Consider the following 15,465-nt stretch of genomic DNA (forward strand, 5'->3'; position numbering starts at 1 on the left):
CTATGAATTATTCAGCAGGTATGTTTCCAGCAAAATGCTCAACCGCGAACAGGTAACACTTCATGCAGGATCGTAATTTTGACGATATGGCCGAAAAATTTTCGCGCAATATCTACGGCACAACGAAAGGACGTATCCGTCAGGCTGTGCTGGGTCAGGATCTGCAGGAGTTGATGAAAAGTTTGCCTCAGCGGCCGCTGCGCATTTTAGATGCGGGTGGCGGCGAGGGACAAATGGCCTGTGAACTGGCCGCTTTAGGACATCAGGTCTTGTTGTGCGATCTTTCAGGTGAGATGATCCGTCGCGCCCAGGCAGCGGCGATTGAAAAAGGTGTGAGCGGTAACATGCAATTTGTACAATGCCCCGCTCAGCACATTGCAGAACATTTGGAACAGCCGGTTGATCTGATATTGTTCCATGCTGTCATCGAGTGGTTGGCCGAACCGCAGGAGGCGCTGGCTGCGCTGGTCGATTGTCTTGCACCGGGTGGCGCATTATCCCTGATGTTTTACAATATCCACGGTCTGGTCATGCGGCATATGATCCTCGGCAACTTCGGTCATGTTGAAGCCGGCGTGCCAAAAATTAAAAAGAGTTCATTGTTACCCGATCATCCGCTTGAACCTGCGCAGGTCTATCAGTGGCTTGAGCAGCTCGGGATGCAGATAAGCGGTAAGACCGGTGTTAGAGTGTTCCACGATTATTTGCGAAACAGACAACAACATAAACAGGATTTTGACGAGCTTCTGGCGCTGGAACAGCGTTATTGCCGCCAGGAACCTTTTGTTAGTTTGGGACGTTACATCCACGTGATGGCGCATAAACCCATTCTGAAGGACGAATTATGAGTGAATTTTCCCAGACTGTACCCGAACTGGTCGCCTGGGCACGGAAAAATGATTTCTCAATTTCGCTGCCAACGGAGCGGCTGGCTTTTCTTCTGGCGATTGCCACATTAAACAGCGAGCGCCTTGATGGGGAAATGAGTGAGGGTGAACTGGTCGATGCATTTCGTCACGTCAGCAAAGGTTTTGAGCAGACCAACGAGACCGTCACCGTGCGTGCCAATAACGCCATCAATGATATGGTGCGTCAGCGTTTGCTCAACCGTTTTGTCAGTGAGCTGGCGGACGGCAATGCCATTTATCGCCTGACTCCTTTGGCGATCGGCATTTCAGATTATTATATCCGTCAGCGAGAATTTTCTACGCTGCGTCTCTCTATGCAGCTATCTATTGTTGCGCAGGAACTCAAGCGTGCGGCCGATGCCGCTGACGAAGGCGGCGATGATTTCCACTGGCATCGTAATGTCTACGCACCGCTCAAATACTCGGTCGCTGAAATCTTCGACAGCATTGATATGACACAGCGCATCATGGATGAACAGCAGCAGGGCGTGAAAGACGACATCGCCGGCCTGCTCAACAAAGACTGGCGTGCGGCCATCTCCAGTTGTGAACTTCTTCTGTCAGAAACCTCCGGTACGCTGCGTGAGTTGCAGGATACGCTGGAAGCAGCGGGTGATCTGTTGCAGGCGCATCTGATGCGCATTCAGGACGCTACGATGATCGACATGGATCTGAGTTTTGTCGACAAGCTGGTCTTCGATTTGCAGAACAAACTTGACCGAATCACCAGCTGGGGCCAGCAGGCGATTGACCTTTGGATCGGCTATGACCGTCACGTGCATAAATTTATCCGTACTGCGATCGACATGGATAAAAATCGCGTATTTGCTCAGCGGCTGCGTCAGTCGGTGCAAAATTATTTCGATCAGCCATGGACGCTGACTTTTGCCAATGCGGACCGTCTGCTGGATATGCGTGACGAAGAACTGGCGCTGCGCAGCGAAGAAGTGACCGGCGAACTTCCGCCTGATCTCGAATTTGAAGAGTTTAACGAAATCCGCGAACAACTTGCGGCATTGATTGAACAGGCATTACAAGTTTACCAACAACAGAAAACGCCGCTCAATCTGGGCATGGTGATGCGCGAATATCTCATACAGTATCCGCGTGCCCGACACTTTGATGTCGCGCGAATTGTGGTCGACCAGGCTGTACGCCTTGGTGTGGCTGAAGCAGATTTTTCAGGGTTGCACGCCGAATGGCAGGCAATCAATGATTACGGAGCCAAGGTGCAGGCCCATGTCATCGACAAATATTGAACACATAATGCCAGCTAAGCTGGCGCAGGCACTGGCGAACTCAGTGTTTCCTGCTCTCGACAGCCAGTTACGTTCTGGCCGCCACATCGGCATTGATGAACTGGATAACCATGCCTTCCTGATGGACTACCAGGAAGAAATGGAACTCTTTTACAGCCGCTATCACGTGGAATTGATCCGCGCGCCGGAAGGTTTCTTCTATTTGCGTCCGCGTTCCACCACGCTTATTCCGCGTTCAGTCTTATCTGAGCTGGACATGATGGTCGGGAAAATTCTCTGTTATTTGTATCTCAGCCCCGAGCGTCTGGCGCATGAAGGTATTTTCACTCAGCAGGAGCTTTATGACGAGTTGCTGAGCCTGGCCGATGAAAACAAGTTGCTGAAATACGTTAACCAGCGCTCAACCGGCTCGGATTTAGACCGTCAGAAGTTGCAGGATAAAGTCAGGACTTCCCTGAACCGTCTGCGCCGTCTGGGTATGGTGTTTTTCATGGGGGTCGACAGTACCAAATTCCGTATCACTGAAGCGGTATTCCGTTTCGGCGCCGATGTCCGCAGCGGAGATGATGCTCGTGAAGCCCAGTTGCGGATGATCCGTGACGGCGAAGCAATGCCCGTCGACAGTGCGTTGTCATTAAATGACGAACCCGAAGAAGGTGAAGCGCTGGCCGGACAGCAAGTACGCGAGAGCTCAGAGGATGAACAGGAATGATTGAACGCGGTAAATTTCGCTCACTGACGCTGGTTAACTGGAACGGCTTTTTCGCCCGCACATTTGACCTCGATTCACTGGTCACCACGCTTTCAGGCGGTAACGGTGCGGGTAAATCCACCACCATGGCAGCCTTCGTTACGGCATTGATCCCCGATCTTACGCTGCTGCATTTCCGTAATACCACTGAAGCGGGTGCGACCTCCGGTTCGCGCGATAAAGGTCTGCACGGTAAATTGCGTGCGGGCGTCTGTTACTCGGTGCTGGACGTCGTGAACTCACGCCATCAGCGCGTTGTGGTCGGGGTTCGCCTGCAACAAATCGCCGGGCGCGATCGCAAAGTAGACATTAAACCTTTTACGATTCAGGGCCTGCCGGTCGCGGTGAATCCGACCGAAATGCTGACCGAAACCGTCGGGGAGCGTCAGGCGCGCGTACTGTCTTTGCAGGAATTGAAAGACCGCGTCGAAGCGATGGAAGGTGTGCAGTTTAAGCAGTTCAACTCCATCACGGACTACCACGCGCTGATGTTCGATCTGGGCGTGATCCCGCGTCGCTTACGTTCGGCGTCCGACCGCAGCAAGTTTTATCGTCTGATTGAAGCCTCGCTGTACGGCGGGATTTCCAGCGCCATCACCCGTTCTCTGCGCGACTATCTGTTGCCGGAAAACAGTGGCGTACGTAAAGCCTTCCAGGATATGGAAGCTGCGTTGCGTGAAAACCGCATGACGCTTGAAGCGATCCGCGTTACGCAGTCCGACCGTGATTTGTTCAAGCATCTGATTTCTGAAGCTACTTCCTACGTGGCTGCCGACTATATGCGTCATGCCAACGAACGCCGTAAACATTTAGATGTCGCGTTGGTATTACGTAACGAATTGCTGTCGAGCCGTAAACAGCTGTCCAGTGAACAATATCGCCACGTTGAAATGGCGCGTGAACTGGCTGAGCAAAGCGGTTCACAAAGCGATCTGGAAACTGATTATCAGGCCGCCAGCGACCACTTGAGCCTGGTTCAGACCGCCATGCGTCAGCAGGAAAAAATCGAGCGTTACGAAAGCGACCTCGAAGAGCTGACCTATCGCCTTGAAGAGCAGAACGAAGTGGTTGCAGAAGCCAGTGAGCTGCACGCCGAGCACGAGGCTCGTGCAGAAGCGGCCGAGCTTGAAGTGGATGAACTGAAAAGCCAGCTAGCGGATTACCAGCAGGCGCTGGATGTTCAACAAACCCGTGCGATTCAGTATCAGCAGGCGTTACAGGCAATCGAACGCGCCCGTGAGCTGTGCCAGATCCCCGATCTGACCACGCAGAACAGCGAAGAGTGGCTGGAAACCTTCCAGAGCAAGGAACAGGAAGCGACAGATATCCTGTTGATGCTCGAGCAAAAAATGAGTGTGGCGTCAGCCGCGCACAGCCAGTTCGAAACGGCTTATCAGCTGGTGGTGAAAATTGCCGGTGAAGTCAGCCGCAGCGATGCCTGGAAAACCGCGCGTGAGTTACTGCGCGAATGGCCATCGCAGGTGCATCAGGCAGAACGCGTTGAACCGCTGCGGATGCGACTTTCCGAACTGGAAGGTCGTCTGCGTGAGCAACAGGACGCTGAGCGTCAGTTGCAGGAATTTTGCAAACGTACCGGACAGGACGTCCAGCCGGAAGATTTGGACGAAATGCAGCGCGAGCTGGAAGTGCAGATCGAAGAATTGCAGATCGTGGTATCGCAGGCCAGCGAGCGTCGCATGGAAATGCGTCAGGAATTAGAGCAGGCTCAGGCGCGTATCCGCGAACTGACTGCCCGCGCGCCGGTCTGGCTGGCAGCTCAGGAAGCCCTGAGCCAGTTAAGCGAGCAGAGCAAAGAGCCGCTGGAAAACAGCCAGCAGGTGACTGAGTACATGCAGCAGTTGCTGGAAAGCGAACGCGACACCACCGTTGAACGTGACGAAGTGGCTGCGCGTAAACGTCGCATTGAAGGCCAGATTACCCGCCTCAGCCAGCCGAGTGGTGCAGAAGATTCCCGCATGATCGCGCTGGCAGAGCGTTTTGGTGGCGTGTTGCTGTCTGAGATTTATGATGACGTAACCATTGACGACGCGCCTTACTTCTCAGCGCTCTACGGTCCGTCGCGCCACGCGATTGTGGTACCTGATTTATCGCTGATCCGCGATCAGTTAGACGGTCTGGACGATTGTCCGGAAGACTTGTATTTGATCGAAGGGGATCCGCAATCCTTCGATGATAACGTTTTCGAAGTCGATGAAATGCAGGGCGCGGTACTGGTAAAAACAGGCGATCGCCAGTGGCGCTATTCTCATTTCCCGCAGGTGCCATTGTTTGGCCGTGCGGCGCGTGAGAGCCGTCTGGAAACGTTGCATAAAGAGCGCGAAAGTCTGTCCGAGCGCTATGCCACGCTGTCGTTTGACGTGCAGAAAATTCAGCGTGCGCATCAGGCGTTCAGCCGCTTTATCGGCAGCCATCTGGCCGTTGCCTTTGATGCCGATCCGGAAGCGGATATTCGTACTTTGAGCGGCCGCCGCGGTGAGCTGGAACGTGCACTGAACGCGCATGAAGGCCAGAATCAGCAGCAGCGTCAGCAGTACGAGCAGGCGAAAGAGGCTGTCGGCATGCTCAACAAATTGCAGCCGCGCGTTGGACTGCTGTGCGATGAAACGCTGATTGACCGTGTGGAAGAAATCCGCGATGAAATGGAAGAAGCGCAGGACGCTGCCCGTTTCATTCAGCAGCACGGCATTTCTCTGAACAAGCTGGAACCGCTGGTATCGGTCTTGCAAAGCGATCCGGAACAGCACGAACAGCTGAAGGAAGATTACGCGCAGGCACAGCACGCGCAGCGTCTGGCGAAACAACAGGCCTTTGCACTGACCGAGGTGGTTCAGCGCCGCACGCATTTCAGCTACACCGACTCTGCCGGCATGTTAAATGAAAACGCTGACCTCAACGACAAACTGCGCCAGCGTCTTGAACATGCGGAAGCGGAACGTACCCGCGCGCGTGAGCAAATGCGTCAGCATCAGGCACAATTCACGCAATACAGTCAGGTTCTGGCTTCGCTGAAGAGTTCGTTCGATGCCAAGCGCGACATGCTTAAAGAGCTGGGTCAGGAGTTGCAGGATATCGGCGTTCAGGCCGATCCGAATGCCGAAGCGCGCGCCAAAACCCGTCGCGATGAACTTCATGTCGCACTCAGCACCAACCGTGCCCGCTGCAATCAACTTGAAAAACAGATCACCTTCTGCGAAGCCGAAATGGACAATTTGCAGAAGAAACTCCGTAAGCTTGAACGCGATTACCATCAGAGCCGCGAGCAGGTGGTGACATCGAAAGCTGGCTGGTGTGCGGTGATGCGCCTGGTGAAAGACAACGGGGTTGAGCGTCGTCTTCACCGTCGTGAACTTGCGTACATGGATGGCGACGAACTGCGTTCTATGTCGGATAAATCACTGGGTGCGCTGCGTCTGGCGGTATCGGATAACGAGCATCTGCGCGACGTACTGCGTTTGTCTGAAGATCCGAAACGTCCGGAACGCAAAATTCAGTTTTATATCGCCGTGTATCAGCATCTGCGCGAGCGTATCCGTCAGGATATTATCCGCACCGATGACCCGGTGGAAGCCATCGAACAGATGGAAATTGAACTGGGTCGCCTGACGGAAGAACTGACCGCCCGCGAGCAACAACTGGCGATAAGTTCTAAAAGCGTGGCGAACATCATCCGAAAAACAATTCAGCGCGAGCAGAACCGTATTCGCCAGCTGAACCAGGGCCTGCAGGCCGTGGCATTCGGTCAGGTGAAAAGCGTTCGTCTGAACGTTAATGTGCGCGAAGCCCATGCTGGTTTGCTGGATGTGCTTTCCGAACAGCAGGAACAGCATCAGGATCTGTTCAGCAGCAACCGTCTGACCTTCTCCGAAGCGCTGGCGAAGTTGTATCAGCGCCTTAATCCACAAATCGATATGGGTCAGCGCACGCCGCAAACCATTGGGGAAGAGCTGCTGGACTACCGCAACTATCTTGAGATGGAAGTGGAGGTTAACCGGGGTTCCGACGGCTGGCTACGTGCAGAGAGTGGTGCACTGTCGACGGGTGAGGCTATCGGTACCGGTATGTCGATTCTGGTTATGGTGGTTCAAAGCTGGGAAGACGAATCGAGCCGTATGCGCGGTAAAGACATTTCACCGTGTCGCCTGCTGTTCCTGGATGAAGCGGCGCGTCTGGATGCTAAATCCATCGCTACGCTGTTCGAGCTATGTGACCGCCTGGAAATGCAGCTGATCATCGCTGCACCTGAAAACATTAGCCCGGAAAAAGGCACGACCTACAAACTGGTACGTAAGATGTTTGGTAACAATGAACATGTACACGTTGTGGGGCTGCGTGGTTTTGCGCCACCTGAATTACCGGTGCTGGCAAATACGGAAGCTGATATTTCCTGATCTCTTTTTCAGACAACATTTTCTCCTGAACTTCAAAAGCCTTGGCTATAATGCCGGGGCTTTTTTACGTTTTTTCATTCACTTAAATTATGTATTACTGTGAGTTCTCGTTGGGTACTTATATCTGCCGAGAAATATCTGATGCATCGGTTGAAATGTAATCGACTGGCTAAAAACAGTACGGAAACCTTTAATGAAAGCTTTATTTCGGCTGGTTGCTGGCTTAGAGTCTTTAGGTTAGACGAGGGCTCTATTTACTTGAGTTTCTACGCAAAAAATGAATTTTCTTTATATACTTAATTACAGTGTCGCTGGAATATTTCGGGGATGAAATTGAGCAATTTACCGGGAGGCAAGGGAAGATGTTGATGAATCAAAGGTCTCTCAAGTTTTTAGTGGCCAGCTGCCTGCTGGCAAGCGGCCTGTCGCCGTGGTTTACTGCCTGGGCTACAGTACCGAACATGCCGGTGCGAACCGCCACGCTCTCCAGTGTACAGAGCATGAGCCAGCTACAAGCTGAACTATTACCGCGTGGCATTCGTCCGCTGTATTTGTCTTCCCTCTCATCACTCTATGCATCGAACCATATGCAGCCTATGTGGAAGGACCGGGAAACCGTCCAGATATTTCAGCAGCAGCTCGCAGAACTGGCTATTTCCGGTATTCAGCCGCAGTTTACACAATGGGTAAGATGGCTGACCGATCCCGAAGTCACTGGCATGGCACGCGACGTCGTGCTGTCTGATGCGATGCTAGGCTATTTGCAATTCACCAGCAGCGTAGAGGCCAAAGGCGATACCTGGCTTTACAGCAATGTGCCTTACAAAATGACGACACCACCGCTGACAGTTATTAATCAGTGGCAGCTGGCTGTGCGTCAGGGCACGACGGCACAGTATTTGTCGACGCTGACACCGCAACATCCTTATTATGCAAAAATGCACGATGCGCTGAAGACCATGCTGGCGGATAATCGCCCGTGGCCGGTAATAACCGGGGCGACCAGCCTGCGTCCGGATCAGATAAGTGACGACATTCCTGCACTGCGTGAAATTCTCAACCGCACCGGCATGATGGTCGCGCCGCCAGAGGAAGCCAAAGCGCCGAAGCCGACGGATGAAACTATCGCACCAAACGTCCCAGGCAGCGCGGCAAATGACGATCTTTCGGTTGATGAAAGCGCCGACAAAGCGCAGGCAGCTACGCCAGCGGTGAGCCCATCGGCGACTTCTGTGCAAGACGTTCTGCCAACGGTCCAGTCAGCAGAAAGCCCGGCTCCGGCGGCACCTGTTGTGGTATCCAACAATCAGTACACGCCGGAACTGGTCGAAGCCGTTAAGCGTTTCCAGAAATGGCAGGGGCTGGAAGCGGATGGCATTATCGGTGCCCGTACGCGCCAGTGGCTAAATTCATCACCGCAGCTGCGTGCTACCTTGCTGGCGCTGAACATTCAACGGTTGCGTATTCTGCCGGGCAATGTGAACACCGGTATCATGGTGAACATTCCGAACTACCAGCTGACGTATTATCTTAACGGTAATGAAGTGTTGTCATCGCGGGTAATTGTTGGCCGCCCAAGCCGTAAAACGCCACTGATGAGCAGCGCATTAAATAATGTGGTGGTGAACCCGCCGTGGAACGTGCCGACGACGTTAGTGCGTGAAGATATCGTGCCGAAAGCCCGCAATAATCCGACGTATTTTCAGCAGCACGGTTATCAGGTGTTATCCGGCTGGAGTAATGATGCCGAAGTGATCGACCCGACAATGATTGACTGGGCCATGGTATCACCGAGCCATTTTCCTTATCGCATTCGTCAGGCGCCGGGCGCGAGCAATTCCCTTGGTCGATACAAATTCAACATGCCAAGTTCCGATGCTATCTACCTGCATGACACGCCGAATCATAATCTTTTCAGTAAAGATATTCGTGCGCTCAGTTCCGGTTGTGTTCGGGTGAATAAAGCCTCCGAACTGGCCAATATGTTGTTGCAGGACGCAGGCTGGAATGACACGCGTATTTCCTCTGCATTGCAGGGGGGTAATACGACTTACGTGTCTATTCGTCATCGCATACCCGTAAAACTGTTCTATCTGACGGCGTGGGTAGCGGAAGATGGTAAGCCGCAATTCCGTACAGATATTTACAATTATGATTCTACCGTGAGATCCGGCGCACAAATCTTGCCTCAGGCAGAAAAATTACTGCAATAAATGCAGTAAAACTAGTCTGATAAAGGTCAGAGTAGTTGGCCATTGAACGAGCGTGAGCTACAGGCACGCTCGTTTTGCTTATTTGGGTCCCTTGACTCGTCCAATTTTGGACGTTAAGGTTCGAAGCGGTGCTGGCATTGCACCTTTTTGACTCTCTTACCGGATAGTAAACTGTTCATGAATGAAATCGACAAACATCGCCGTAAATGGCTGGCATTAGGCAGTGCCGCTATGGGGATTGCATTGCTTCCGAGTCGTGCTTTCGCCACTCTTTCCACTCCTCGTCCACGTATTCTGGTCGTTAACAATCTTAATACTGGCGAAACCCTCAAAACTGAGTTTTTTGATGGAAAGCGTTACAACAAGGATGAATTGGCCCGGTTAAATCATTTGTTCAGGGACTATCGGGCTGAGAAGGTGAAATCCATTGACCCAGCTTTATTCGATCATCTCTATCGCTTACAGGTCATGCTCGGGGGAACGAATAAACCCGTGCAGCTGATTTCTGGCTACCGCTCGCTGGCGACGAATAACAGCATGCGTGAACCAGGAAGTGGTGTGGCTAAGCATAGCTACCACACGCTAGGTCAGGCGATGGATTTCCACATTCAGGGCATCGAACTGAGCAATATCCGCAAAGCAGCATTAAAAATGCGGATGGGTGGTGTAGGATATTATCCACGAAGTAACTTTGTGCACATCGATACCGGCCCTGCAAGGACCTGGTGATGTGTGTCATTAGTGGCCTGCCCAAATGGACAGGCCATTTTGTGGAGCCTTATGAAAACCCATCTCATTACCGTCACGGCGTTCAGCCAAAATTGCTCACTGATTTGGTGTACTAAAACCAATCAGGCCGCGCTTGTCGATCCGGGCGGCGAAGCAGCCAAAATCATCCGCGAAGTCTCCGCTCAGGGCGTACTGGTCACGCAAATTCTGCTGACACATGGTCATCTTGATCACGTTGGTGCTGCCGCGGAACTGGCTGCACATTATCAGGTGCCTGTGATTGGTCCTCATAAAGAAGATCAATTCCTGTTGGATGCGCTTCCAACCCAAAGCCAAATGTTCGGGTTAGATCATTGTGACCCGCTGACGCCCGATACCTGGCTGGAAGAGGGCGATCACGTCAGTGTGGGCGAAGAAGAACTTTCCGTGCTGCATTGTCCCGGACACACGCCGGGTCATATCGTTTTCATCAATGATAAAGCGCGTTTAGCCGTTTCCGGCGACGTCATATTTAAAGGTGGCGTCGGCCGTAGTGATTTCCCGCGCGGAGATCACCAGGCGTTGATCCGTTCGATCAAAACCAAATTGTTGCCACTGGGCGATGACATCGTGTTTATCCCAGGTCACGGGCCGATGTCAGATTTTGGTTATGAACGTAAAACCAATCCTTTCCTGCAGGATGAATTACCGGTCTGGTGATTTAATTCCCGTCTCAGAAACAGTAAAAAGCCCGTCAGTTTCCTGACGGGCTTTTTTAATGGAGCAGCGTTGCTTATCTTTTACAGCACAGCGACGATGGCTTCACACAGCGGTGCCATGTTATCCAGCGTAATACCGGCTACGTTAATGCGTCCGGAGTTCACCGCGTAAACACCGAATTCATCACGCAGACGCAGAACCTGATCTTTGGTCAGACCGCTAAATGAGAACATACCGTTCTGGTTGATAATAAAGCTGAAGTCCTGTTTAGCGCCTTTTTCCTGCAAGGTGGTGACGAACAACTGACGCATGCGGTGAATACGCTGACGCATGTCGCTCAGTTCCTGTTCCCACTGCGCGCGCAGTGAAGGGTTACCCAGTATTGTAGCGACGACGGCTGCGCCGTGTGCCGGTGGGTTAGAGTAGTTTGCACGGATAACGGATTTCACCTGGCTGAACGCACGATCGGCAGTTTCGGCATCAGATGCAACAATCGTACAGGCACCCACACGTTCGTTATACAAACCGAAGTTTTTCGAGTAGGAGCTGGCAACCAGCAGTTCTTTGTGTTTTGCCACGAACAGACGCAGGCCACCCGCGTCTTCTTCCAGACCTTTCGCAAAGCCCTGATAGGCGAAGTCAAACAGCGGCAACCAGCCTTTCGAGACAGATAATTCTGCCAGCTGTGACCATTGTTCCTGTGTAGGATCGATACCGGTTGGGTTATGGCAGCAACCGTGGAACAGCACTACGTCACCCGCTTGCGCTTCGCTCAGGCTTTTAAGCATACCGTCGAAATCAAGGGAGTGGTTTTGCGCGTCATAATAGTTGTATTCAGCCACTTCCAGACCGGCAGCATTAAATACGCTTTTATGGTTCGGCCAGCTTGGGTTGCTGACCCATACGCGTTTAGCACTGGTTTGGGTGGCGATAAAATCTGCTGCGATACGCAATGCGCCAGTGCCTCCGGGCGTTTGCGCGGTGCGTGCACGTTTCTCAGCGATCACTGCGCTGTCTTTGCCGAACAGCAATTCCTGTGTACAGTGAGCAAAATCAGGCAATCCATCGATGCTCAGATAGGTTTTGGTCGTTTCATTTTCCAACAGGAATTGTTCGGCTTTCTTCACGCTGGCCAGAACCGGCGTTTTACCTGTTTCATCTTTATAAACACCAATCCCAAGATTGATTTTATCAGAGCGGTCGTCAGCGCGGAAAAGATCGGAAAGACCCAGAATCGGGTCGGCAGGTGCTGCAGTGATTTTTTCAAACATGTTGGAAACTTCCATTAGCCTGATAATACGAAAGAGGCCTTAAGGGTAACGCCAGAGCGCGGTTTTTGCCAACCGTTTGCGGGAAAAAGTAAGCAGAGTTGTGAGGGCGAATCCGAGATTAAAATATTTTATGAAAAGCGGCGGGAAAAGCTTGTTTTTAGCATTTCAGAAATGCAAAAGGCAGAGCCGAAGCCCTGCCTTGATATCCACTTTGATGCGCCCGTAAGCGCATCGTTAAGCGATATTAGAACTGGTATTGCAAGCCAACACCAACAGTGTCGTCGGTGCTGCGACCGGCGGCTTTGGTGTAGCTGTTGTCGTCCAGCAGGTTGATTTTGTAGTCAACGTAGGTAGACATGTTTTTGTTGAAGTAGTAGTAAGTACCAACTTCTACGTATTTAACCAGGTCAGCATCGCCGCCGGTGTAAGTAGAGCCGTTGTCGGTGAAGCCGTTCAGCTGCTTGCCTTTAGATTGCAGGTAAGCGATAGATGGGCGCAGACCGAAGTCGAACTGGTACTGTGCAACCACTTCGAAGTTCTGAGTTTTGTTGGCAATCGCATTTGGGTTGCCGTAATCAGTAGTGTTACGTGATTCGCCGTAGAAGGTTGCCAGGTACAGGTTGTTAGCGTCGTATTTCGCGCCGAATGCGTATGCGTCAGCTTTGTCGCCGTTGCCGTCAGCTTTTTGAGTCACGGTACGGTTAGAAGAGAAGTAAGCACCTGTCAGGCTAACACCAGAGTTGCCCAGTGCGTATGCAGCAGAAGTACCCCAGCCGTCGCCGTTGGAGTCAACTGCGCCACGGCCGTCACGACCTTCGTCGTTTTTACCCTGGTACTGTACAGCGAAGCTCAGGCCGTCAACCAGACCGAAGAAGTTGCTGTTACGGTAAGTTGCCATGCCATTACCACGACCAACCATGAAGTTGTCGTTGTTCTGGTACATGGTGTCATCGCCAAAGATTGGCAATTGGTCGGTGTAGGACATTACGTCGTAGATTACGCCGTAGTTACGACCGTAGTCGAATGAACCTGCATCACCGAATTTCAGACCTGCGAAGCCCAGACGAGTTTTGTTGCCTTCGTCACCAGCGCTTTCTGCATGGTTAGCCTGAACGTTGTATTCCCACTGGCCGTAACCGGTCAGTTGGTCAGTAATTTGAGTTTCGCCTTTGAAGCCGAAACGAACATAGGTCTGGTCGCCATCATCACCAGCGTTATCAGAGAAGTTATGGCGTGCGTCAACTTTACCGTACAAATCCAGTTTGTTGCCGTCTTTGTTATAGATCTCTGCTGCATTAGCTGCACCAGCAACTAACAGAGCTGGGATTACTACTGCAAGAATGTTGCGCTTCATCATTATTATTACCCTCATTGGTTTTATTCGGACACCTGCCACTGCCGTCAATAATTCTTTGGGGAACTATTCATGAAAGTTTGGTGTCTCCTGTGTCTGAACGCACTATTCCATCCGAGGTTCGCTTAATCTACAGCGAAAATGCTACTAAATTACTAAATATGTTTCAGCGAGAAAGAGTGTATTACAAAATGTGTATTTAAGGGAACTTTGTGACGGGGATCTATTTTTAAAAATGACTAAGGCCAGCATTGCTGGCCTTAGTTTTGTGAGCATTCTGTTAATTAAAAATAGTTTATTTAATTAGAAGGTTGCATTACGTGGTGTGCGAGGGAACGGAATCACGTCGCGAATGTTCTGTACGCCGGTGACATAGGCTACTAAACGTTCAAAGCCCAGACCGAAGCCTGAGTGTGGCACTGTGCCGTAACGACGAAGATCGCGATACCACCAATAATCTTCAGTTTTGAGTCCCATTTCGACCATTCGCGCGTCCAATACATCCAGACGTTCTTCACGCTGTGAACCGCCGATAATTTCACCGATGCCCGGCGCTAATACGTCCATCGCCGCTACAGTTTTGCCATCATCGTTCAAACGCATGTAGAAGGATTTGATATCCTTCGGATAGTTTTTCACTACCACCGGCGCTTTGAAATGTTGCTCTGCAAGATAACGCTCATGCTCTGAAGAAAGATCCACACCCCATGAAACGGCGTTCTCAAACTTCTGGCCACAATTCATTAGAATTTCTACTGCTTCAGTGTAATCCACCTGCGCGAAATCAGAGGTTACAAAACGCTCAAGGCGGGCAATCGCATCTTTGTCTACGCGTTCAGCAAAGAAAGCCATATCGTCAGAACGTTCGTTCAAAACGGCCTGGAAAACATATTTCAGCATGTTTTCAGCCAATGCGGCGATATCGTCCAGTGTGGCAAAGGCCACTTCCGGTTCCACCATCCAGAACTCAGCGAGGTGACGGCTGGTGTTGGAATTTTCTGCACGGAAAGTCGGGCCGAAGGTGTACACCTTGGACAATGCACAGGCGTAAGCTTCACCGTTCAGCTGACCAGAAACGGTCAGGAAGGATTCTTTACCGAAGAAGTCTTCGCTGAAATCGATCTCGCCTTTGTCTGTCCGAGGCAGGTTTTGCAGATCCAGCGTGGACACGCGGAACATCTCGCCAGCACCTTCGGTATCGGAGGCTGTAATCAGCGGCGTTGACACCCAGAAGTAGCCGTTTTCATGATAGAAACGGTGAATTGCCTGAGACAGGGTGTTACGTACGCGAGCCACCGCGCCAATCAGATTAGTACGTGGACGCAGGTGCGCCACTTCACGCAGATATTCGATGCTGTGACGTTTAGCCGCCATCGGATACGTATCAGGATCATCCACCCAGCCGACGACTTTAATCGCAGTGGCCTGTAGCTCAAAGCTCTGGCCTTCGCCAGGGGAGGCGACAACGGTACCGGTCACTTCAACAGAACAGCCGGTCGTCAGGTGCAGAACCTCATCCTGGTAATTGGGCAGAGAATTATTGACGACGGCCTGTAATGGATTAAAGCAGGAGCCGTCATAAACGGCGAGGAATGAGATACCAGCTTTAGAATCTCTCCGGGTACGCACCCAACCGCGTACGGTGACTTCACTGTCAACCGCAGCACGGCCTTGCAGTACGTCGACTACAGGCACAACGCTCATAGATTTCTCTCTTTCTTTATATACAGATGTTGACTAAGAAATAATGGACACCCTGTAAAAAGGGATTTTGCTATGTTACTTAGCCTTTCTCAGGACACAAGCAGAAATCAACGTCGTGGTGTAAGAATTGTCAGGCAGGGGCGGGGATACACGAAAATTATTGAGTGA

The 15,465-nt window shown here is 51.7% G+C and carries 10 protein-coding genes; 7 read left to right on the forward strand and 3 right to left on the reverse strand.

Annotation, left to right across the window (positions count from 1 at the left end; translation table 11 throughout):
• The first annotated feature begins 62 nt into the window (after positions 1-62).
• The 7 genes from cmoM (at position 63) to ACMHLI_RS04600 (ending at position 10,968) form a co-directional block, all read left to right on the forward strand.
• A complete protein-coding gene (cmoM, locus tag ACMHLI_RS04570; protein ID WP_413528441.1) occupies positions 63-848 on the forward strand; it encodes a tRNA uridine 5-oxyacetic acid(34) methyltransferase CmoM in 786 nt (261 codons plus the stop codon).
• Positions 845-2,167, forward strand: a complete 1,323-nt coding sequence (gene mukF / locus ACMHLI_RS04575) for a chromosome partition protein MukF (protein WP_213051035.1) — start codon at positions 845-847, stop codon at positions 2,165-2,167. Before cmoM ends, mukF begins: the two co-directional genes overlap by 4 nt.
• Entirely contained in the window at positions 2,148-2,879 is a 732-nt protein-coding gene (mukE, locus tag ACMHLI_RS04580) for a chromosome partition protein MukE (RefSeq protein ID WP_413528442.1), read from the forward strand. The genes mukF and mukE overlap by 20 nt, the downstream gene beginning before the upstream one ends.
• On the forward strand, positions 2,876-7,327 hold the full coding sequence (gene mukB / locus ACMHLI_RS04585) for a chromosome partition protein MukB (protein ID WP_413528443.1): 4,452 nt from the start codon (positions 2,876-2,878) through the stop codon (positions 7,325-7,327). The genes mukE and mukB overlap by 4 nt, the downstream gene beginning before the upstream one ends.
• Before the next feature lie 362 nt (positions 7,328-7,689).
• Entirely contained in the window at positions 7,690-9,540 is a 1,851-nt protein-coding gene (ldtD, locus tag ACMHLI_RS04590; RefSeq protein WP_413528444.1) for a L,D-transpeptidase, read from the forward strand.
• A gap of 177 nt (positions 9,541-9,717) precedes the next feature.
• Positions 9,718-10,269, forward strand: coding sequence for a YcbK family protein (locus tag ACMHLI_RS04595; RefSeq protein ID WP_056769288.1), 552 nt, complete (start codon positions 9,718-9,720; stop codon positions 10,267-10,269).
• A gap of 51 nt (positions 10,270-10,320) precedes the next feature.
• Positions 10,321-10,968, forward strand: coding sequence for an MBL fold metallo-hydrolase (locus tag ACMHLI_RS04600; protein ID WP_413528445.1), 648 nt, complete (start codon positions 10,321-10,323; stop codon positions 10,966-10,968).
• A gap of 80 nt (positions 10,969-11,048) precedes the next feature.
• On the opposite strand, the gene ACMHLI_RS04605 is transcribed toward ACMHLI_RS04600, so the two are convergent.
• The 3 genes from ACMHLI_RS04605 to asnS form a co-directional block, all read right to left on the reverse strand.
• Positions 11,049-12,239: an amino acid aminotransferase gene (locus ACMHLI_RS04605; protein ID WP_413528446.1), complete on the reverse strand. Its 1,191-nt coding sequence runs from the start codon at positions 12,237-12,239 to the stop codon at positions 11,049-11,051.
• Positions 12,240-12,483: 244 nt separating this feature from the next.
• Positions 12,484-13,596, reverse strand: a complete 1,113-nt coding sequence (gene ompC, locus ACMHLI_RS04610; protein ID WP_413528447.1) for a porin OmpC — start codon at positions 13,594-13,596, stop codon at positions 12,484-12,486.
• 300 nt (positions 13,597-13,896) lie between these two features.
• A complete protein-coding gene (gene asnS, locus ACMHLI_RS04615) occupies positions 13,897-15,297 on the reverse strand; it encodes an asparagine--tRNA ligase (protein WP_413528448.1) in 1,401 nt (466 codons plus the stop codon).
• Positions 15,298-15,465 lie beyond the last annotated feature (168 nt).

Origin of the sequence: Rahnella inusitata (assembly GCF_965118895.1) — a bacterium.
Taxonomy (GTDB): Bacteria; Pseudomonadota; Gammaproteobacteria; order Enterobacterales; family Enterobacteriaceae; genus Rahnella; species Rahnella inusitata_A.